This is a genomic window from Caballeronia sp. LZ001 (genome assembly GCF_031450875.1).
GTDB lineage: Bacteria > Pseudomonadota > Gammaproteobacteria > Burkholderiales > Burkholderiaceae > Caballeronia.
Window position 1 is genome coordinate 2,722,882 of sequence record NZ_JARTVX010000004.1, and the last position, 19,084, is coordinate 2,741,965.

The 19,084-nt window shown below is 62.8% G+C and carries 18 protein-coding genes; 7 read left to right on the forward strand and 11 right to left on the reverse strand.

The genetic code is table 11. The features are described from left to right. Positions 1-54: 54 nt before the first annotated feature. The 3 genes from P9292_RS23620 to P9292_RS23630 all read left to right on the forward strand — a co-directional run bounded on the left by P9292_RS23620 (position 55) and on the right by P9292_RS23630 (position 2,713). Positions 55-936, forward strand: a complete 882-nt coding sequence (locus P9292_RS23620) for a M48 family metallopeptidase (protein ID WP_244827054.1) — start codon at positions 55-57, stop codon at positions 934-936. Between the two features lie 124 nt (positions 937-1,060). Beyond that, on the forward strand, positions 1,061-1,447 hold the full coding sequence (gene gloA, locus P9292_RS23625) for a lactoylglutathione lyase (RefSeq protein WP_244827053.1): 387 nt from the start codon (positions 1,061-1,063) through the stop codon (positions 1,445-1,447). Between the two features lie 336 nt (positions 1,448-1,783). After that, positions 1,784-2,713, forward strand: a complete 930-nt coding sequence (locus P9292_RS23630; RefSeq protein ID WP_309961512.1) for a DMT family transporter — start codon at positions 1,784-1,786, stop codon at positions 2,711-2,713. An 86-nt stretch (positions 2,714-2,799) separates the two neighbouring features. On the opposite strand, the gene P9292_RS23635 is transcribed toward P9292_RS23630, so the two are convergent. The 3 genes from P9292_RS23635 to P9292_RS23645 all read right to left on the reverse strand — a co-directional run bounded on the left by P9292_RS23635 (position 2,800) and on the right by P9292_RS23645 (position 4,908). After that, the gene (locus P9292_RS23635; protein WP_244827051.1) at positions 2,800-3,813 is read right to left on the reverse strand and encodes a DedA family protein/thiosulfate sulfurtransferase GlpE; all 1,014 of its coding nucleotides are present in this window, start codon (positions 3,811-3,813) and stop codon (positions 2,800-2,802) included. A 279-nt stretch (positions 3,814-4,092) separates the two neighbouring features. Continuing rightward, complete coding sequence (locus tag P9292_RS23640; protein WP_309961514.1) at positions 4,093-4,224, reverse strand: hypothetical protein; 132 nt, start codon at positions 4,222-4,224, stop codon at positions 4,093-4,095. A 3-nt stretch (positions 4,225-4,227) separates the two neighbouring features. Beyond that, positions 4,228-4,908: a FadR/GntR family transcriptional regulator gene (locus tag P9292_RS23645; protein ID WP_309964153.1), complete on the reverse strand. Its 681-nt coding sequence runs from the start codon at positions 4,906-4,908 to the stop codon at positions 4,228-4,230. 585 nt (positions 4,909-5,493) lie between these two features. Between P9292_RS23645 and dgoD the strand changes: the two genes are divergently transcribed. Beyond that, positions 5,494-6,642, forward strand: a complete 1,149-nt coding sequence (gene dgoD, locus P9292_RS23650) for a galactonate dehydratase (protein ID WP_244827048.1) — start codon at positions 5,494-5,496, stop codon at positions 6,640-6,642. Between the two features lie 39 nt (positions 6,643-6,681). On the opposite strand, the gene pabB is transcribed toward dgoD, so the two are convergent. From pabB to grpE, 5 genes are all read right to left on the reverse strand, one after another. Continuing rightward, complete coding sequence (pabB, locus tag P9292_RS23655; protein WP_309961516.1) at positions 6,682-8,481, reverse strand: aminodeoxychorismate synthase component I; 1,800 nt, start codon at positions 8,479-8,481, stop codon at positions 6,682-6,684. Positions 8,482-8,518: 37 nt separating this feature from the next. Further along, positions 8,519-9,655 carry a molecular chaperone DnaJ gene (dnaJ, locus tag P9292_RS23660; RefSeq protein WP_244827046.1) on the reverse strand — a complete coding sequence of 379 codons (1,137 nt, stop codon included), beginning with the start codon at positions 9,653-9,655 and terminating at the stop codon, positions 8,519-8,521. A gap of 271 nt (positions 9,656-9,926) precedes the next feature. Continuing rightward, on the reverse strand, positions 9,927-11,891 hold the full coding sequence (dnaK, locus tag P9292_RS23665; protein ID WP_250463099.1) for a molecular chaperone DnaK: 1,965 nt from the start codon (positions 11,889-11,891) through the stop codon (positions 9,927-9,929). A 167-nt stretch (positions 11,892-12,058) separates the two neighbouring features. Next, positions 12,059-12,463, reverse strand: a complete 405-nt coding sequence (locus tag P9292_RS23670; protein ID WP_250463096.1) for a thioredoxin family protein — start codon at positions 12,461-12,463, stop codon at positions 12,059-12,061. A gap of 17 nt (positions 12,464-12,480) precedes the next feature. After that, positions 12,481-13,071, reverse strand: a complete 591-nt coding sequence (gene grpE, locus P9292_RS23675) for a nucleotide exchange factor GrpE (protein ID WP_244827044.1) — start codon at positions 13,069-13,071, stop codon at positions 12,481-12,483. A gap of 442 nt (positions 13,072-13,513) precedes the next feature. Here grpE and P9292_RS23680 point away from each other — a divergent pair, with 442 nt between their 5' ends. Continuing rightward, complete coding sequence (locus P9292_RS23680) at positions 13,514-13,675, forward strand: hypothetical protein (RefSeq protein WP_309961518.1); 162 nt, start codon at positions 13,514-13,516, stop codon at positions 13,673-13,675. Here the strand turns inward: P9292_RS23680 and P9292_RS23685 are convergent. The 3 genes from P9292_RS23685 to hrcA form a co-directional block, all read right to left on the reverse strand. Further along, positions 13,647-14,054, reverse strand: a complete 408-nt coding sequence (locus tag P9292_RS23685) for an RNA-binding S4 domain-containing protein (protein WP_244827043.1) — start codon at positions 14,052-14,054, stop codon at positions 13,647-13,649. The genes P9292_RS23680 and P9292_RS23685 overlap by 29 nt on opposite strands. A 14-nt stretch (positions 14,055-14,068) precedes the next feature. After that, positions 14,069-15,136 carry a ferrochelatase gene (hemH, locus tag P9292_RS23690; protein ID WP_244827042.1) on the reverse strand — a complete coding sequence of 356 codons (1,068 nt, stop codon included), beginning with the start codon at positions 15,134-15,136 and terminating at the stop codon, positions 14,069-14,071. Between the two features lie 128 nt (positions 15,137-15,264). Further along, positions 15,265-16,281, reverse strand: a complete 1,017-nt coding sequence (hrcA, locus tag P9292_RS23695) for a heat-inducible transcriptional repressor HrcA (RefSeq protein WP_244827041.1) — start codon at positions 16,279-16,281, stop codon at positions 15,265-15,267. A 189-nt stretch (positions 16,282-16,470) separates the two neighbouring features. On the opposite strand from hrcA, the gene P9292_RS23700 reads away from it, so the two are divergent. Then, positions 16,471-17,364 (forward strand): NAD kinase, encoded by an 894-nt coding sequence (locus tag P9292_RS23700; RefSeq protein WP_309961520.1) that lies wholly within the window; start codon positions 16,471-16,473, stop codon positions 17,362-17,364. Positions 17,365-17,393: 29 nt separating this feature from the next. Further along, positions 17,394-19,046 (forward strand): DNA repair protein RecN, encoded by a 1,653-nt coding sequence (recN, locus tag P9292_RS23705; RefSeq protein WP_250508576.1) that lies wholly within the window; start codon positions 17,394-17,396, stop codon positions 19,044-19,046. The last annotated feature ends 38 nt before the right edge of the window (positions 19,047-19,084 follow it).

A 19,084-nucleotide genomic window follows, 5' to 3' on the forward strand; every position in this document is an offset into this window, starting at 1 on the left:
GTGCCTTTCTCGTTCTTCTCGTCATTCCTGCGCCGGGAGCGCAAAGCCGAGCCGATGCAGAAGCAACCTTCGCGACAGCGCCCCGCCGTCGCGCTCGATACCCTGCAACTCGATCTACCGTTCGAGCATGCGCCCGAGTTCTGTGCGCCATCCACGGCGCCCGCGCCTCTGCGCGGCGAAGTTCCTCCTTCAAGCGCACCACTGCCGGAAGGCGTGCGTCAGCGCCGCATCGTCCTGGGTGCGCGCGCGCTCGACTATAGGCTGAAGCGGTCGGCGCGGCGCACCATCGGCTTTTGCATCGATGGCACCGGACTCACCATCACCGCGCCGCGCTGGGTGACGATCGCCGATATCGAAAGCGCGATCGGCGGCAAGCAAAGCTGGATCTTCAAGAAGCTGACCGAATGGCAGACGCGTGTGGAAGAGCGCGCGTTGCCGCGCATCGACTGGAAAGACGGCGCGCAGTTTCCGTATCTCGGCAAGACCATACGCGTGGCGCTGAATGCGGGCGCGGGATCGCTTTCGTTCGATGACGAGACCGGCGTGCTGCGTGTGCCGCTTCCCGCACTCGCGGATGCGCAGCAGATCAAGGACCGCGTGCAAGGCTGGCTGCAAAGCGAAGCGAAGCGCATCTTCGGCGAGCAGCTCGCGGTCTATGCACGAAAGCTCGGCGTGGAATACCGGGCGTATGCGCTTTCGTCGGCGGCGACGCGCTGGGGCAGTTGTTCGAGCGATGGCAAGATTCGCCTGAACTGGCGGCTCATTCATTTTCCGATGTCGATCATCGACTATGTGGTCGCGCACGAGCTTGCGCATCTGCGCGAGATGAACCACAGTCCGCGTTTCTGGCAGACCGTCGAATCCATCTTTCCCGAGTTCCGCGAAGCCCGGCATACGCTCAAGCATCATCCGCCGGATCTGCTGCCCGCGCTTTGAGCGCCCGTCAGCGCGCGCCGCGGGTGCCCGGTACAATTCGAGACGAGAACCGCGCCGCCCGACCAATCGATAAAAATGAACCGGGCGTGTCGTCTTTTCGCAATCAAACAACAGGAACCCCACCATGCGACTCCTTCACACGATGCTGCGCGTCGGCGATCTGCAACGTTCCATCGATTTCTATACGCGCATTCTTGGCATGAAAGTGCTGCGTCAAAGCGAGAACACCGAGTACAAGTACACGCTCGCCTTCGTCGGTTACGGCGATGAGAGCGAGACCAGCGTGCTCGAGCTGACCTACAACTGGGGCGTTGAGAAGTACGAGATGGGCACGGCATATGGTCATATCGCGCTGGAAGTGGACAGCGCCGCCGACGCGTGCAACCGTATCCGCGAAGCCGGCGGCAAGGTCACGCGCGAAGCCGGTCCGGTGAAGGGCGGCACGACGGTGATCGCGTTCGTCGAAGACCCGGACGGGTACAAGGTCGAGTTGATCGAAAAACATTCCTGATTGACGTCCGACGTTGGACGTTCGATTCAGGGCGATTGCGGAAATCGGAAGCGGCGAAGTGATGCCGTTTGCTCAAGCAGACCGTGCTTACCGCTTCCAAACGACGTGCGCTTGTGCACAGCGGCGCTAGTCGTCAAGCCGAACTCGGCGTGTTCGAACGTCAGGCTGTGGGCGCATGACCGACCACGGCTAAGCCGGCCGTAATCATCGCGCTCGAACGTAAGGCCGGTCACGCTTTCGCATCACCGTCGTGCTACTTCTGGTTTTTCACGGGCAGCGTCACCACTTCGCTGGCACAATCGACGCTCCAAAACAGTGCGACGTCGATGCGTAAACATGAGCACATCCTCTTTCGCCCTGCGCCGCGCGCCCGACCTCACGGCCGTCGCCGTGATGATTGCGCTGTGCGGCGTGTGGGGCTTTCAGCAAGTCGCCATCAAGGAAGCGAACAGCTTCATTCCGCCGATGCTGCAAGCGGGCGTACGCTCGCTCATCGCCACTTTTCTGGTGTTGATCTGGACGCGCACGCGCGGCGTGCCGCTCCTTCAGCGCGACGATACCCTGCCCGCCGGAATCCTTGCCGGCATATTGTTCGGCGGTGAATTCGTCTGCATTTTCTTCGGCCTGAGTCTCACGACAGCCTCGCGCATGGCCGTCTTTCTCTATACCGCGCCCTGTTTCACCGCACTTGGCCTGCATTGGTTCGTCGCCGGCGAGCGGCTTGCGCGCACGCAGTGGTGCGGCATCATGCTCGCGTTTTGCGGCATGGCGCTTGCCTTCGCGGATGGCTTTCTGCACGGCGCGCCGCAAAGCGCATCGACCTTGCGCGGCATCGCAGGCGATGCGCTCGGCGTCATGGCGGGCCTCTTCTGGGCCGCGACGACGGTGGTCGTGCGCGCCTCGTCACTCGCGCGAACGAGTGCGAGCAAGACGCTCTTCTATCAGCTCGCGGTATCGGCGGTCATGCTGCTCGCGCTCGCGGCCGTCACCGGACAAACTCATGTCGACGCGCTGCCGCCGCTCGCTATCGCAAGTCTCGTTTATCAGGCCGTGGTGGTGGCGTTCGTGAGCTATCTGACCTGGTTCTGGCTGCTCACGCGCTATATGGCGTCGCGGCTCTCCGTGTTTTCGTTTCTGACGCCGATTTTCGGTGTGACCTTCGGCGTGTTGCTGCTCGGCGAGCACTTCACCGCGCGCTTCATGGTCGCCGCGGCGATGGTGCTTGCGGGCATCGCGCTCGTCAACCGGCGCGGCGGGAACGCTTGAATTTTTATTCGAGCGCCGACCTGGAGCATGGGCGCTTGCGGCTATCACCCGAGTAAGCCGGCGCGGCAGGACCGCCCGAGTTTCGATTACTCGGGCGCCGTCGCGCGGATCGTGACCATGTCGTCCATGTCGCTGTCTTCGTGCGTATCGACGTGCGGCTTTTCCGGCGGAATGGATTCGATCGGATAGCCGTGCTTCTCCCACGCGTCCAGGCCGCCCTTGAGCGGACGCACGTTGGTGAAACCCTTGGCGCGCAGCCGACGCGAGATAGACTTGGCCGTCGCTTCGTTCGGGCAGACGCAATACACGACGACTTCGTGCTCCGACAGCAACTGATCGACGCGGCCGGGGGAATCGAGATCCAGCGCGACCGCGCCCGGAATGCGATACGGCTCCTTGCGGCGTATGTCGATTGGCCGTGCATCGTAGATGACGGGCGGCGTATCGCTTTGCATCATGGCGTCGAGCTGGTCGGGCGTGATGTGATACTTCTCCAGCCACTGGTGAAACTGCACACGCCGCACCCATCGATACAGGATGAAACCGACGCCCGCGAGCACGAGAATATCGATCACGGTCGCGCCGTTCGCGCGAACCAGCACGACGAGGCGCGCGATCTGCTCCTGCAGCGCCGCGCCGCCCAGAATCCAGAAACTGGCCCAGGCGGTCGCGCCGATCAAGTCCCACAACACGAACACGCGCACGTCGATCTGCGTGGTGCCTAGCAACGGCGCCGACACGAGCCCGAGTCCGGGAACGAACTTGGACAACGCAAGCAGCGGCACGCCGAAGCGTTCGAACCAGCGACGCGCGGTGCGCAGCGTGGAGTCGATCGAGAGGGAGAAGCGCACCAGCGAATTGAGAAAGCGTCGGCCGTAGAGACGGCCTGCCGCGAACCAGAGCGAATCGGCGATGAGCACCGCGAGCACGGCCGCGCCGAGCATCGGCCAAAAGGACGACTCGCCGGACGCGACGAGCGAGCCGGCGAGAATCAGCATCGGCGCGGCGGGGACCGGCACGCCAAGTTGCGTCGCGAGGACGCTGACGAACACGGCCCACGCGCCCCACGACGACGCAAGCGAAGTCGGGACGTGCGGCATTCAAACTCCTTCACGAGCTAGCGCACGGTTCTTCGATGCGGGCGTGCTTTCGGTGCGGTGCGCAAGGGCTCCACTTTATCGCGATCGTGAATGGTTTGCCTGAATGTAGCGGTGTCAGCGGGGCGTTTGGGTCGTGCGTGCGTGGCGCTGTCACTGCGGTGTGATGTGCGAGGAAGAAGGCGCGCATTGCCTTCTTGCCGATGAACGCCAGCCGGTTCGGCGACAACACATGCCGAGGTCGCAGGACAGATGGTTCATGCCTCCGATGTACGCCTCAATCTACTGTCTGCTGTCTGCTATCTGCGATTGCGTCACGCCAAAGCCGATTGGCCGGCGTGCGCCGTGCGTCGTGCGTCGTGCGTCGTGCGTCGTGCGCCGCGCGGCATCGCGCACGATGATCCACCGACGCACGCCTCAACTCTCGATCCGCGACCGCGTCACGCCGAGCAGATCGGCCATTGCGCGGCGAGCGGCGCCGGCATTGCGCGCGATGATCGCATCGAACACCGCCGTGTGTTCGGCAAGCGACGCGTTGTACACCTCCGCGCGCTTCGCGTTCAGCCGAAGCTGGCCTTCCAGCGTGCGTTCGATCAGCGCGCCAAGCGGAATCAGCAACTCGTTGCTGCAGGCGGCCAGCACGCACAAATGAAAATCCAGATCGGCGCGTACCCATTCGTCGACGTTCTGCGCGCCGACCATCGCCTGATGCGCGTTCGTGAGCCGCTCGCGCGTCTGCGCTTCGTGATTGTCAGCGGCGAGCGCGGCTGCGTATGGCTCGATCATCTCGCGCATCTCCTGCAGCTTGAGCGCGAATTGCAGCGGCGGCGCCACGCGCGAGTACCAGTCGAGCATGTCGGCATCGAGCAGATTCCACGCGTCCTTTGCGCGCACGCGCGTGCCGACCTTGGGCCGCGATTCGATCAGCCCTTTCGATGTGAGCGTGCGCAGCGCCTCGCGCAGCACCGTGCGGCTCACGCCGAAGCGCTCCATCAATTCGGCCTCGCGCGGCAACGAAGTCTGCGGCGCGAAATCGCCGCGCAAAATGGCCATGCCGAGTTCGTGAGCGACGCGGCCGTGTAAATCGCGATGAATGATCTCGTTCTCCTGCTCGTTTGCGCACGATTATCGGGCATTGGCTGGGTGTGCTGAAGCGGTTTTCTTGGAACGAAGCGGCTTTGCATGGATAGCGGATGGTGCATGCGCAAGTGTCGCCATAGTTCCACCGCTTCACCATCCAACTGCTCGTGCACCGATCCGCGGCTTCGCCACTCTGCTGTTTCACCTTGCACCTTGGTCACTTAACCATCAAGCCACTCACGACTCCTACTACGCCTACTCACCACCCGACACCTAGCGAGTCCGCGCGAATCCGCCATTCCGCCATTCCGCCAATCCGCCAATCCGCCTTTCCGCCATTCCGCCAATCCATCAATCCGCCAATCCGCCTTTCCGCCTTTCCGCCTTTCCGCCTTTCCGCCTTTCCGCTTTTCCGCCTGCCGCCTTTCCGCCTTTCCGCCTTTCCGCCAATCCGCCAATCCGCCAATCCGCCAATCCGCCAATCCGCCAATCCGCCAATCCGCCAATCCGCCAATCCGCCAATCCGCCAATCCGCCAATAGTACTATTAATACTACTTCAAGCCGCGTTTTGCTAAGATAGCGAACCCGTTTAGGAGACGTCCATGAAAATCACGAAACTGGAAACCTTCATCGTTCCACCGCGCTGGTGCTTCCTCAAGATCGAAACCGACGAGGGCATCACCGGCTGGGGCGAACCCGTTGTCGAAGGACGCGCGCATACCGTCGCCGCCGCCGTCGATGAACTCGCCGACTATCTCATCGGCAAAGACCCGCGACATATCGAAGACCTGTGGCAAGTGATGTATCGCTCGGGCTTCTATCGCGGCGGGCCTATCGGCATGAGCGCGATTGCAGGCGTCGATCAGGCGCTCTGGGACATTCTCGGCAAGCATCATGGCGTACCGGTTCACGCGCTGCTCGGCGGACAAGTGCGCGACAAGATCAAGGTGTATTCGTGGATCGGCGGCGACCGTCCGAGCGATGTCGCGAACAACGCGCGCGCGGTCGTCGAACGCGGGTTCAAGGCCGTGAAGATGAACGGCTCGGAAGAGCTGCAGATGATCGATACCTTCGACAAGGTGCAAGGCGTCATCGACAACGTGCGCGCCGTGCGTGAAGCGGTGGGACCGAACGTGGGCATCGGCGTCGATTTTCATGGCCGCGTGCACAAGCCGATGGCGAAGGTGCTCGCGCGTGAACTCGATCCGTTCAAGCTGATGTTTATCGAAGAACCCGTGCTGTCGGAAAACGTCGAGGCGCTGCGCGATATCGTCAGTCAGACGAGCACGCCCATCGCGCTCGGCGAAAGGCTTTATTCGCGCTGGGACTTCAAGCACATCCTCGCGGGCGGTTATGTGGACATCATTCAGCCGGACGCGTCGCATGCCGGCGGATTGACCGAGTGCCGCAAGATTGCCTCGATGGCCGAAGCGTACGACGTCGCGCTCGCGCTGCATTGTCCGCTCGGGCCGATTGCGCTTGCTACGTGTCTACAGATCGACGCCGTGAGCTACAACGCGTTCATTCAGGAGCAGAGCCTCGGCATTCACTACAACAAGGGCAATGACCTGCTCGACTACATCAAGAATCCCGAAGTGTTCGCTTATGCGGACGGGATGGTCGCGATTCCTCAAGGACCGGGGCTGGGAATCGAGGTCAATGAAGAGAAGGTGCGCGAAATGGCGAAAATCGGTCACCGGTGGCGCAATCCGGTCTGGCGGCATGCGGATGGAAGCGTAGCCGAGTGGTGATTTCCTGACGCGCTGACGGCTTGTCGAGATCGCGAGCCGTCACCGTCTCAGACGCGCCTTCACCCCGCCGCGCAACGCATTGCTGATGAGCAACTCATCGGCGCCCTCGAGGTCTTCGGTCGTCATTACGCGCTCGGCGGCATCAAGTTCTTCGATCAACACCGCGCGCATCACGCCCGGCAGCACGCCCGCCTCGATAGGCGGCGTCCACCACTTTCCGTCGATGCGCGCAAACACGCTCGACCGCCCGCCTTCCGTAATCTCGCCGCGTTCGTTGCAAAAGAGCATGTCGAACGCGCCCTCCGCTTCCGCCGCTTTCCACGCGCGATCGTAGTCGGCACGATGCGTCGTCTTGTGACGCAACAGCGCGTCGCCGGAGTATCGCGGCGCAAACCCGCGATCCGAAGCGAGCAACACATCCACGCTATCCGACGCCAACGGCGCAAGCCGCGCGCTCGTCAATGCAAAGCGTCCGCTCTTGTCGAGCGCGATCCGCAACCGATACGGCGCGCCCGCCTCGAAGCCCGCACGATGTTGCGCGAGTTGCGCGTCCAGCTTGCGCTCATCGAACGGAAAACGAAGCCACGCGGCGCTCGCCTTCAAACGCGAAAGATGACGCGCGGCGTGGCGCACACCGTCATCGCGCGTGGCGTACGTCGTCTCGAACAACTCGAAGCCAGGGGCCGCGCCCGTCAGAAAGCGCGCCTTCAACAGACACTCTTCGTACTCGCTCGCGGCATCGCTATCGAGCACAATTCCCGCGCCGATACCGATCACGCCGCGCGTGCCGTCGGCATCCACGACGAGCGTGCGGATCGCGACCGACAGACAAAAGTCGCCGCGCGTATCGAGCCAGCCGATCGCGCCGGTATAAAGACCGCGCGGCGTGCTCTCGATCTCGTCGATGAGCTGCATCGTGCGGTATTTCGGCGCGCCCGTGATCGAGCCGCAGGGAAACAGCGCGCGGACGATATCGGCGAACGAAGCGCCCGGTTTCATGCGCGCCTCGATGGTCGACGTCATCTGCCACACCGACGCATAAGCCTCGACCGAGAACAACGCCGGCACATGCACCGAGCCCGTCGCCGCCACGCGCGACATGTCGTTGCGCAACAGGTCGACGATCATCACATTCTCCGCGCGATTCTTCGGGTCGTCGTGGAGCGCGGCGGGATCGGAGTCGCGTGGCGCGGTGCCTTTCATCGGCCGCGCGCGCAAAAGCGCTCCTTGCTTCTCGACGAACAACTCCGGCGAACACGAGACGACCACGCGGCCGTCCGGCATGGCGATGAACGCGCCAAAGCGCACCGGCTGACGCTCGCGCAAACGCCGATACAACGCGAGCGGCGTGCCGAATACATCGAAATTCAACCGGAACGTGAAGTTGATCTGATACGACTCGCCTTCGCGCAGCGCGTGATGAACGGCGGCGATGGCGGTATCGAATTCGTCGCGCGTGATGCTCGGCTCGATGCCCGCCACGCCCGCCACCGAGGGCGTCTCACAACCGCCATCTCGCGATGCAAGCCACGCGCTGGCTTCGTCGCGAGACATGGGCGCGCACTCGCGGAACATAAGCACTCGCAACGCACGATCCGCGCCGCGCCCGATACCGCCGAACTGGAGATTGCGCCCGAACTCGTAATCCGCGACGACGAGCGCATGCAGGCCGCTCTGCAAATCGGCATCGATGGCCGCGCATACGGCGTCGAGCATGCGCCCGTCTTCGCAGACATGGGCGCGCACGAATCCCGTGTACAAACGACTCGACCGCCTTTCGGCGGTCGCTTCGCAGTCGTCGAGCAGCGCGAACACCGCGCCGCGCTCTTCAGTCTTCATGGCAACACTCGCTGCCGGTCGTGCCACGTCTTACACATCAATCGAAGAAGCTTTTCACGCGGTCGAACCAGCTCTTGCTTTGCGGGCTGTGGCGCGCGCCGCCTTCCGTCAGCGACTTCTCGAACTGCTTGAGCAGATCGCGCTGCTGATCGGTGAGTTTCACGGGCGTTTCGACCTGTACATGCACATACAAGTCGCCCGCGATGCTCGAACGCAAACCCTTGATCCCCTTGCCGCGCAACCGGAACGTCTTGCCCGACTGCGTGCCTTCCGGCACCGTGAAGCTCGCGCGGCCCGCCAGCGTCGGCACTTCGATCTCACCGCCCAGCGCCGCCGTGGTGAACGGAATGGGCATCTGGCAATGCAGGTCGTCGCCGTCACGCTCGAACACCGAGTGCTGCTTGATGTGGATCTCCACATACAAGTCGCCGCTCGGACCGCCATTGAGACCCGGCTCGCCGTTGCCGGCGGAGCGGATACGCATGCCGTCGTCAATGCCCGCCGGAATCTTCACTTCCAGCGTCTTCGTTTCCTTCACCTTGCCCGCGCCGTGGCAGTTCGTGCACGGGTCCGGAACATAGGTGCCGCTGCCGTGACACTTCGGGCACGTCTGCTGGATGCTGAAAAAACCCTGCGACATGCGCACCTGGCCCTGACCATGACAAGTCGGGCAAGTCTCGGGCTTCGTGCCGGGCTTCGCGCCCGAGCCGTGACAAACATTGCAGTTGGCCCAGCTCGGCACGCGAATCTGCGTGTCGTAGCCGTGCGCCGCCTGCTCCAGCGTGATCTCCATGCTGTAGCGCAGATCCGCACCGCGATACACCTGCGGACCCGCGCGGCCGCCACGCGCCGCGCCGCCTGCGGCTTGCCCGAAGATGTCGCCGAAGATGTCGCCGAAGGCATCGGCAAAACCGCCAAAGCCCTGCGCGCCCGCGCCGCCCATGTTCGGATCGACGCCAGCGTGGCCGTATTGATCGTAGGCCGCGCGCTTCTGCTGGTCGGAGAGCATTTCGTAGGCTTCCTTCGCCTCCTTGAAATTCTCCTCGGCCTTCTTGTTGTCCGGGTTGCGGTCAGGGTGATACTTCATCGCGAGCTTGCGATACGCCTTCTTGATCTCTTCGTCGCTCGCGTTTTTCGCGACGCCCAGAATGTCGTAGTAATCCCGTTTCGCCATGTCGGTTCGATTCCGCCGCGCTTCTAACCCGACGGTTCCTCTGAGATGCTCCGGGCCATTCGACCCGCGCTTGAAACCTCTGACGCCTCGCCCCAAAACTCGGCTCGAAGCAAGACGCCTCTAAAAACAACGTGCCCGGAGAGCCGTCAGGCTCGCCAGGCGCGTTCCACGTCAGACGCTAGACGCGTCCCGATGCCGGTCTTCGCGTGACGCATACGCGCCGCGAAACGACCAAGGGCGCATGAATGTCGCCACTCACGCGCCCTCCGGCTTAGTCCTTCTTCACTTCCTTGAAGTCGGCGTCGACCACGTCATCGTGCTGCTGGCTCGCACCCGCTTCCGCCGATGCACCCGCGCCCGCTGCACCGGCCGCACCTGCCGCCGCGCCCGCCGCGCCTTGCTGCGCCTGCATGTCGGCGTACATCTTTTCGCCGAGCTTCTGCGATGCCGCCGCCAGTGCTTCGACCTTCGCTTCGATGGTCGCCTTGTCGCTCGCGTTGTCCTTCAGCGCGTCTTCGAGTTCCTTCAACGCAGCTTCGATCTTTTCCTTCTCGCCGGCTTCGACCTTGTCGCCGTACTCGGCAACCGCCTTCTTCGTGCTGTGGACCAGCGCGTCGCCCTGGTTGCGGGCATCGGCCAGTTCACGCAGCTTGTGATCTTCCTCGGCGTTGGCTTCGGCGTCCTTCACCATCTTGTCGATTTCCGCGTCCGTCAGACCCGAGTTCGCCTTGATGGTGATCTTGTTTTCCTTGCCCGTTGCCTTGTCCTTCGCGCCGACGTGCAGAATGCCGTTCGCGTCGATGTCGAAAGTCACTTCGATCTGCGGCACGCCACGCGGCGAAGGCGGAATGCCTTCGAGGTTGAACTCGCCAAGCAGCTTGTTGCCCGCGGCCATCTCGCGCTCACCCTGGAACACCTTGATGGTCACGGCGCCCTGGTTGTCGTCCGCCGTCGAATACACTTGCGCGTGCTTCGTCGGGATGGTCGTGTTCTTGTTGATCATCTTCGTCATCACGCCGCCGAGCGTCTCGATGCCGAGCGACAAAGGCGTCACGTCGAGCAGGAGCACGTCCTTGCGGTCGCCCGACAGAACCTGACCTTGAATCGCGGCGCCAACGGCCACGGCTTCGTCCGGGTTCACGTCACGGCGCGGTTCCTTGCCGAAGAATTCCTTCACCTTCTCCTGCACCTTCGGCATACGCGTCATGCCGCCGACGAGGATCACGTCGTCGATATCGCCGACCTTCACACCCGCATCCTTGATGGCGGTGCGGCACGGTTCGATCGTGCGCTCGATCAGCTCTTCGACGAGCGCTTCGAGCTTGGCGCGGGTGAACTTGAGGTTCAAGTGCTTCGGACCCGACGCGTCAGCCGTGATGTACGGCAGGTTGATGTCGGTCTGAGCCGTCGACGACAGTTCGATCTTCGCCTTTTCCGCCGCTTCCTTCAGGCGTTGCAGCGCGAGCACGTCTTTCGACAGATCGACGCCTTGTTCCTTCTTGAACTCGCCGATGATGTAATCGATGATGCGCTGGTCGAAGTCTTCACCGCCGAGGAACGTGTCGCCATTGGTCGAAAGCACTTCGAACTGCATTTCGCCGTCCACGTCCGCGATCTCGATGATCGAGATGTCGAACGTGCCGCCGCCCAAGTCGAACACGGCGATCTTGCGGTCGCCCTTTTCGGCCTTGTCGAGACCGAAGGCGAGCGCGGCTGCCGTCGGTTCGTTGATGATGCGCTTCACTTCCAGACCGGCGATGCGGCCTGCGTCCTTCGTTGCCTGACGCTGGCTGTCGTTGAAGTACGCCGGGACCGTGATGACGGCTTCCGTAACCGGCTCGCCGAGGTAGTCCTCAGCGGTCTTCTTCATCTTGCGCAGCACTTCAGCGGAAATCTGCGACGGCGCGAGGCTCTTGCCGTGCGCTTCGACCCATGCGTCGCCGTTGTCGTGCTTGACGATCTTGTAGGGCATCAGGCTGATGTCCTTCTGCACTTCCTTCTCGTCGAAGCGGCGGCCGATCAGGCGCTTCACTGCATAAAGCGTGTTGCGCGGATTCGTAACCGACTGACGCTTGGCAGGTGCGCCAACCAGGATTTCGTTGTCGTCGACATACGCGATGATCGACGGCGTGGTGCGCGCGCCTTCCGAGTTCTCGATGACCTTGACCTGATTGCCTTCCATCAGCGCCACGCACGAGTTCGTGGTGCCGAGGTCGATACCAATGATTTTGCCCATTTTTTATACTCTCCTAGCTTTGATCGCTTTAGCGCTGCGGCCGGAAAACGCCGGCTTTTGCGGCCGATTTACCGGGCCGAACGCCCAAATATTCATACCTGTACGCAAGATAAGAACGCGGATTTCGTTTTCAAGACCCTGAAAGCGATGCGGTCTATATCTTTTTTTCACTCGGAAGCCTTGCCGCGGATCTTTTCCCGCGCCGCCGCGACCGCCGCTTCGAATTGCGCGAGACCATGCCAGCCGGTGGCGCGCCCAAGACGCTTGCCGCGATGAAAGAAAAACCACGTCGGCACGCCATGCAGCAAAAAGCGCCGTCCCAGTTCCCGATGCTCGTAGACATTGCTGTGAAACCACTTCAGTCCGAGCGCGCGGATTTCATCGGGCTTCGCGAGCATCGCTTTTTTGGCGATTTCGCAGTTGAAGCAGTCGACGCCCCAGAAGAACACGACGGCCAGATCATCTCCCGCCGAAGCCAGCGCGGCGTCGAAACCGGGGGCGTCGAGCTCCTGCATGGCGAAGACCGAAAACGCGGTGGCATCGACGGGAACGCGATTCTCCGAGGCGGCCATGGCGTTCTCGCGGCGCGTTACTTCGGTGCGGCGACGGTGACGAGAGCCGGACGCAGCACGCGATCCGAAATCACGTAGCCCTTTTGCAGCACGGACACGACGGTATTCGCTTCCTGCTCGGCCGGCACCATGGAAATAGCCTGGTGACGATGCGGGTCGAACTTCTCGCCTACCGGATTCAGCGCGGTGACGCGCCCCTTTTCCAGCGCGGCGGTCAGTTGACGCAGCGTGAGTTCGACGCCTTCCCGCACCTTGACGAGATCGGACGATTGATCGGCAAGCGCGGCTTCGAGGCTGTCGAGTACCGGCAGCAGATGTTCGGCAAAGCTTTCGATGGCGAACTTGTGCGCCTTCTGCACATCGTCCTGACCGCGGCGACGCACGTTTTCCGTTTCCGCCTTGGCGCGCAGGAACTCTTCCTGGAGCGCGGCGATCTTCGCCTGCGCTTCGGCCAGCGCGGCTTCGTTCGCGTCCGGCGCGACTTGCGGCGCATCGGCGCCCGTCGGCGCTCCGGTTGCGCCGGCTTGGGTCGGGTCGGCGGCCTGGCGCGCGGTTTCGTCTGCGGGCGTGGGGTTCTGGCTCGCTGGATTCTCTTGCGTGTTTTCCATGTCGCTGAATGTATTGCTGTGAGTGAAATGGATGCGATCGGCCGGGAGTCCTCTTACCGCCGAGAACCAGGCCAGGCTTTTTCGCACTAGCGGCGGAATTTGGGGCATCCGAGGGATTTTCAAGGCTCCAGAAGCGATTTTTCGGACGAAATTTAGCTTTTTTCGCGTGCGCTTCAAACATCGGACAACGGCGGGCCACGCTTGTCGGCGGCATGACGCGTTAAGTGCAAATTCGCCACATTTGACTCGAGAAACACTTCGTAATGGGCGTTTCGTCGCAGTACGCAAAAATCAGATTGAGGCGATTGCGTTGTTCGCCTACACTTCGAACATGCGTCGCAGGAACACGTTAACCCTAATCCTACGAATGCAGTAACCGCTCAAGCCCTTGCCCGTTTCCTTCCGGTTTTCGCAACCGGTTATCCCGCTCACCGGGGGTACCATGAAACTGACCTTTGCTATCGCGGTGGTCGCTCTGGTACTGGTTGCGGGAACGACCACCATATGTATGTCCGGCGCTGTCACCGCCCGTAACACCGAGTACGGCGGCGTTCATGCGACCATCGAAAACTACTTCAATCCGAACCTGCCAGTTTGTCGATAATGCGCCGGTCGCGCTTCGTCGGCCTGCCCTGAATTCCGGCAGCCGGCTCGCGAAACGTCTTGCGCCGCTCGGCTTCGGCTAACCGCTTCACTCGGCCCTCTTCCGTTTCCGCGTAAAGCGTCTGGGCCACGCTAGCCGGTCCGCGCACGTCGCACACGCCCTTTACTTCCACTTGCCAGACGATCCGCTCAATATCGATCTCGACGAGATCGCCGACGCGCACGTCCTTCGACGGCTTCACGTTCGCCCCGCCTATCTTCACGCGGCCTTTTTCCACCGCGTCGCTCGCGAGCGAACGCGTCTTGAAGAAGCGCGCTGCCCAAAGCCATTTGTCGATGCGCAGACGCGCGCCCGGTTCCGTCGAAATCGTGTAGTTCATGAATAACCGTTCGTTCAGGCGGCAACCGTCAATGGCTGCACGGCCTGCACCGGCCAGCCTTGCAGATTCTGCGCCGCGATTTCTCCCAGCGCCTTGATCCACGCCGGCGATGCATTCAGGCAAGGAATGCGGTGAAACTGCTTGCCGCCTGCGTGCAGAAATTCGTCGCGCACCTCGATGCCGATTTCCTCGATCGTCTCAAGACAATCCGCCGTGAAGCCCGGACAAAAAACGTCCACGCGCGCAACACCCGCCGCGCCGAGTTCCGCGAGCGTCGGCGCGGTGTATGGCTGCAGCCATTCCGCGCGGCCGAAGCGCGACTGGAACGTGACGCGGCATTCCACCGGCGTGAGCCCCAACGCGGAGGCGAGCAGCGAGCCCGTCAACTGACACTGGTCGTGATATGGGTCGCCGAGATCCATGGTTCGCTTGGGGACGCCGTGAAAACTCAGCACGAGCTTGTCGCCGGCGGCAAAATCCGGCACGCCGTGATGACGCCAGTAATCGCGCACCTGCTCTGCAAGCGCGGAGATATACGCCGGATGATCCGCGTAATGACGAATGGTGCGAATCTCGGGCTGATTGCGCACGCGCTTGAGCGCGGTAAAGGCGTCGTCGAAAGCGGTCGCGGTGGTCGAAGACGAGTACTGCGGATACATCGGCACCAGGAGAATGCGCTCGGCGCCTTCGAGCTTGAGCTGATTGAGCATGACGCCGATGCCCGGCGTGCCGTAGCGCATCGCGTAGTCGACGAGCACGTGGTAGTCGTTTGCCGCAAAGAGGCGCCGCAAGCCCTCGACCTGCTTCTCCGTATAGACACGCAAGGGCGAGCCTTCCGCCATCCAGACCTGCGCATATTTCTTTGCCGACGCGCGCCCGCGAAACGGCAAGATGATCAACCGCAGAATGATCTGCCAGAGCAAGGAGGGAATCTCGACCACGCGCGGATCAGACAGGAACTGCGCCAGATACTTGCGCACGGCACGCGGCGTGGGCGCGTCCGGCGTGCCGAGATTGATCAGCAGCACCGCGACACGATGCGAAGCGCTAGGCTGCGAAGGCAACTCGAGATCGAAACGCATAGGGCAAGGCGGCCGGAAGTGGTCGAAAGGTGAAACCCATTATAGCGGCGCGTTTCACGCCGCATCATTGGCCGAACGGCCTAGTGGCGGCGCGGCGCGCGGGCCGGCATGATGGGCTGAAGGAAAAGCTATTGAGAACTGAGCGACATGGACAACAGGCGTGCGGTGATATCGACGATGGGAATCACGCGGTTGTAGGCCATGCGCGTGGGTCCGATCACGCCGAGCGTGCCGACGATCTTGCCGTTGACTTCATACGGCGCGGTCACGACGCTCATTTCCTCGATCGGCACCAGATTAGATTCCCCGCCGATGAAAATCTGCACGCCCTGCGCGTGACTCGAAACATCCAGCAATTGCAGGAGGCTCGTCTTTTGGTCGAACAAATCGAACAGCTTGCGCAGCCGCGCCATGTCGGACGAAAGGTCCGCCACTTCGAGCAGATTGCGCTCGCCGGAAATCAGCACGGTCTCGCCCGGATCGGTTTCGGCGGTGCTCGCGACCACGGCGGCCTGCATGAGCGCGGTCATGTCGCCGCGCAATTCGTCGATTTCCTGACGCAGCCGCAGACGCACTTCGTCGAAGGACAGGCCCGCGAAATGCGCGTTGATGTAGTTGGAGGCTTCCGTGAGTTGCGACGGCGAATAGTCGCGCTGCGTCGCCATCATGCGGTTCTGCACGTCGCCTTCGGGCGTCACGATGATAAGCAGAATGCGCTTGTCCGACAGCCGCATGAATTCGATCTGCTTGAACATGTGACTGCGGCGCGGCGTGAGGATCACGCCCGCGAACGACGAGAGACTCGACAGCACGCTCGCCGCCGCCGCGACGATCTTCTGCGGCTCCTCGCCTTGCAGGCGCGTCTTGACGGCGGTGGTCATGGCTTCGTCTTGCGGCGCTTCCACGGTGAGCATGGTGTCGACGAAGAGCCGATAGCCGCGCGGCGTGGGAATGCGTCCCGCCGACGTGTGCGGGCTGACGACGAGGCCGAGGTCTTCCAGGTCCGACATCACGTTGCGAATGGTCGCGGGACTCAGCTCCAGGCCGGAATGCCGTGATAACGTGCGCGAACCGACCGGCTGACCTTCGGCGATGTAGCGCTCGATCAGCGTTTTGAGGAGGGTTTGTGCACGTGGGTCTAGCATGGGGAAATTTTAGCCTAACGTGTCGTGGCGCGGCGAACGTACCCGCCGCGATGAATCGCTTGTCGAGCGATTCAATGTCCGCTCCATTCTAGCGATAAACAACGGGCGTGCCCCGGCGTGATCGGGTGGCGTCGCAGCCACCCTTCGCGCACGGTTCTTTTCGCCTTCCACCTATGGTGTAATGCCGGCATGGAAATTGGCCAATTCAAGACTGTCGCGCTCATCGGGCGCACCAATACGCCCGGCATCGAGACGCCGCTGCGCCTGCTCGCGGAGCTGATCTCGAAGCAGGGTTTCGAGGTCGTGTTCGAGGCCGGCACCGCGAAGGATGTCGGCGTGACCGATTACCCGGCGCTCTCGGTCGCCGAAATCGGCGCGCGCGCGGACGTGGCGGTCGTGCTGGGCGGCGACGGCACCATGCTCGGCGTGGGCCGCCAACTTGCGCCGTACAGGACGCCGCTCATCGGCGTGAATCACGGGCGGCTCGGCTTCATCACGGACATCCCGCTCACCGAGATGCGCGAGATCGTGCCGCAGATGCTCGCCGGACAGTTCGAGCGCGAGGAACGCAGCCTGCTCGAAGCGCGTATCGTGCGCAACGACAAGCCCATCTATCACGCGCTCGCCTTCAACGATGTCGTGGTCAATCGCAGCGGCTTTTCAGGCATGGCGGAACTGCGCGTGTCGGTGGATGGCCACTTCATGTACAACCAGCGCTCGGATGGTCTGATCGTCGCGACGCCCACCGGCTCGACCGCCTACGCGCTTTCGTCGGCGGGGCCGATTCTTCATCCGCAGTTGCAGGGCTTCGTGCTCGTGCCGATCGCGCCGCATTCGCTCTCGAACCGTCCGATCGTGCTGCCCGACGACTCCAAGGTGACCATTCAGTTCATCGGCGGGCGCGATGTCAACGTGAACTTCGACATGCAGTCGTTCACGGCCGTCGAGCTGAACGACGCCATCGAAGTGCGGCGCTCACGGCACACGGTGCCGGTGCTGCATCCGGTCGGCTACAGCACGTACGCCACGTTGCGCAAAAAGCTGCACTGGAACGAGCATCCCTCGCAAGACTCCGCCCTCTGAAGCGCTCACCACGCCCTTTCCAAGCGTCCATGCTCCGTCATCTCTCCATTCGGGACTTCGTTATCGTTGCCGCGCTGGATATCGAGTTCGACTCCGGCTTCACGGTTTTTTCGGGTGAAACCGGCGCAGGCAAATCCATCCTGATCGACGCCCTCGCGCTCACGCTCGGCGCCCGCGCCGACGCGAGCGTCGTGCGCACGGGCGAAGCGCGCGCCGACATTACCGCTGAATTCACCACGCACGCGCAAGTGGCGCGCTGGCTGGACGAGCACGCGCTCTCGCAAGACAGCGACACCGTCATGTTGCGCCGCGTGATCGATTCCGGCGGCCGCTCGCGCGCGTTCATCAACGGCACGCCGGCCACGCTCACGCAACTGCGCGAAGTGGGCGAAATGCTCGTCGACATCCACGGCCAGCACGCGCATCAATTGCTGATGCGCCCCGACGCGCAACGCGAACTGTTCGACACGCACGCCGGTCTCGTCGACACAGCGAGCACCGTGAATCGCGCGTGGCGTGCGTATCGCGAGGCCCAGCAGGCCGTAGAAGCCGCGCAAAGCCGCGACCGCGAACTGCAACTGGAACGCGAGCGTCTCGCATGGCAGTTGAGCGAGTTCGACAAGCTCGCGCCGCAGCCGGGCGAATGGGAGGAAGTGAGCGCGGAGCATCATCGGCTCTCGCACTCGGCAAGTCTCATCGACGGCGTGCAGAGCGCGCTGTCCGCATTGTCCGAATCCGACGAAGCCATGATTTCCCAACTCGCAGCCATCATCACGAAGCTGCGCGATCTGGCCGATATCGATCCCGCGTTGAGCGACGTGCTCGCCTCGCTCGAACCCGCCGAGATTCAGTTGCAGGAAGCGTCGTACTCGCTTTCGCACTACGCGCAGCGCCTCGAACTCGATCCTGACCGGCTCGCGCAGGTCGAGCGTCGCATGGATCAGCTTCACTCGACGGCGCGCAAGTTCCGCCTTCAGCCCGAAGCGCTGCCCGAGGAACATGAAGCGCGCCGCAGCCAGCTAGCCGAACTCGATGCCGCCGCAGACCTGGACGCGCTCAACGCCGTCGCCGAGAAAGCGAAGGACGCTTATCTCGCGGATGCAAAAGCGCTGTCGAAGGCGCGCGCGAAAGCGGCCAAGACTTTGTCGAAGGCAGTCACCGAAGGCATGCAGGAATTGTCGATGGCGGGCGGCAGCTTCGAAGTCGCGCTCGTGCCGCTTGCGGAAGGCGGCGCAAACGGCCTGGAACAGATCGAGTTTCGCGTGGCGGGCCACGCTGGCGTCGCGTTACGGCCGCTCGCGAAGGTCGCATCGGGCGGCGAACTCGCGCGCATCAGCCTCGCGCTCGCCGTGATCGCGAGCACCGCGAGCCCGACGCCCACGCTGATCTTCGACGAAGTGGATACGGGCATTGGCGGCGGCGTGGCGGAAGTGGTCGGACGGCTCTTGCATCAACTCGGACGCGACCGGCAAGTGCTGTGCGTCACGCACTTGCCGCAAGTCGCGGCGCGCGGCGATCAGCATTTCCAGGTGGCGAAAACTTCCGACGATGCCGGCGGCACGGTCAGCACGGTGACGCCGCTCGACAAGTCGAAACGCATCGAAGAAGTGGCGCGGATGCTTGGAGGAATCGAAATCACGGCGACGACACGCAAGCATGCAAAGGAGATGCTCGCGGCTTGAGGCGCGGGCGAACGAGGCGGCGCAAAAACGCTGCGCCG

What these genes read in the sequence shown, in the direction of transcription:
- gloA (WP_244827053.1), top strand. Translation starts at nt 1,061, where the DNA reads ATGCGACTCCTTCACACGATGCTGCGCGTCGGCGATCTGCAACGTTCC.
- P9292_RS23620 (WP_244827054.1), top strand. Translation starts at nt 55, where the DNA reads ATGCAGAAGCAACCTTCGCGACAGCGCCCCGCCGTCGCGCTCGATACC.
- P9292_RS23680 (WP_309961518.1), top strand. Translation starts at nt 13,514, where the DNA reads ATGAAACTGACCTTTGCTATCGCGGTGGTCGCTCTGGTACTGGTTGCG.
- dgoD (WP_244827048.1), top strand. Translation starts at nt 5,494, where the DNA reads ATGAAAATCACGAAACTGGAAACCTTCATCGTTCCACCGCGCTGGTGC.
- P9292_RS23670 (WP_250463096.1), bottom strand. Translation starts at nt 12,463, where the DNA reads ATGGCCGCCTCGGAGAATCGCGTTCCCGTCGATGCCACCGCGTTTTCG.
- hrcA (WP_244827041.1), bottom strand. Translation starts at nt 16,281, where the DNA reads ATGCTAGACCCACGTGCACAAACCCTCCTCAAAACGCTGATCGAGCGC.
- pabB (WP_309961516.1), bottom strand. Translation starts at nt 8,481, where the DNA reads ATGAAGACTGAAGAGCGCGGCGCGGTGTTCGCGCTGCTCGACGACTGC.
- P9292_RS23630 (WP_309961512.1), top strand. Translation starts at nt 1,784, where the DNA reads ATGAGCACATCCTCTTTCGCCCTGCGCCGCGCGCCCGACCTCACGGCC.
- P9292_RS23700 (WP_309961520.1), top strand. Translation starts at nt 16,471, where the DNA reads ATGGAAATTGGCCAATTCAAGACTGTCGCGCTCATCGGGCGCACCAAT.
- P9292_RS23635 (WP_244827051.1), bottom strand. Translation starts at nt 3,813, where the DNA reads ATGCCGCACGTCCCGACTTCGCTTGCGTCGTCGTGGGGCGCGTGGGCC.
- recN (WP_250508576.1), top strand. Translation starts at nt 17,394, where the DNA reads ATGCTCCGTCATCTCTCCATTCGGGACTTCGTTATCGTTGCCGCGCTG.
- P9292_RS23685 (WP_244827043.1), bottom strand. Translation starts at nt 14,054, where the DNA reads ATGAACTACACGATTTCGACGGAACCGGGCGCGCGTCTGCGCATCGAC.
- hemH (WP_244827042.1), bottom strand. Translation starts at nt 15,136, where the DNA reads ATGCGTTTCGATCTCGAGTTGCCTTCGCAGCCTAGCGCTTCGCATCGT.
- dnaJ (WP_244827046.1), bottom strand. Translation starts at nt 9,655, where the DNA reads ATGGCGAAACGGGATTACTACGACATTCTGGGCGTCGCGAAAAACGCG.
- dnaK (WP_250463099.1), bottom strand. Translation starts at nt 11,891, where the DNA reads ATGGGCAAAATCATTGGTATCGACCTCGGCACCACGAACTCGTGCGTG.
- grpE (WP_244827044.1), bottom strand. Translation starts at nt 13,071, where the DNA reads ATGGAAAACACGCAAGAGAATCCAGCGAGCCAGAACCCCACGCCCGCA.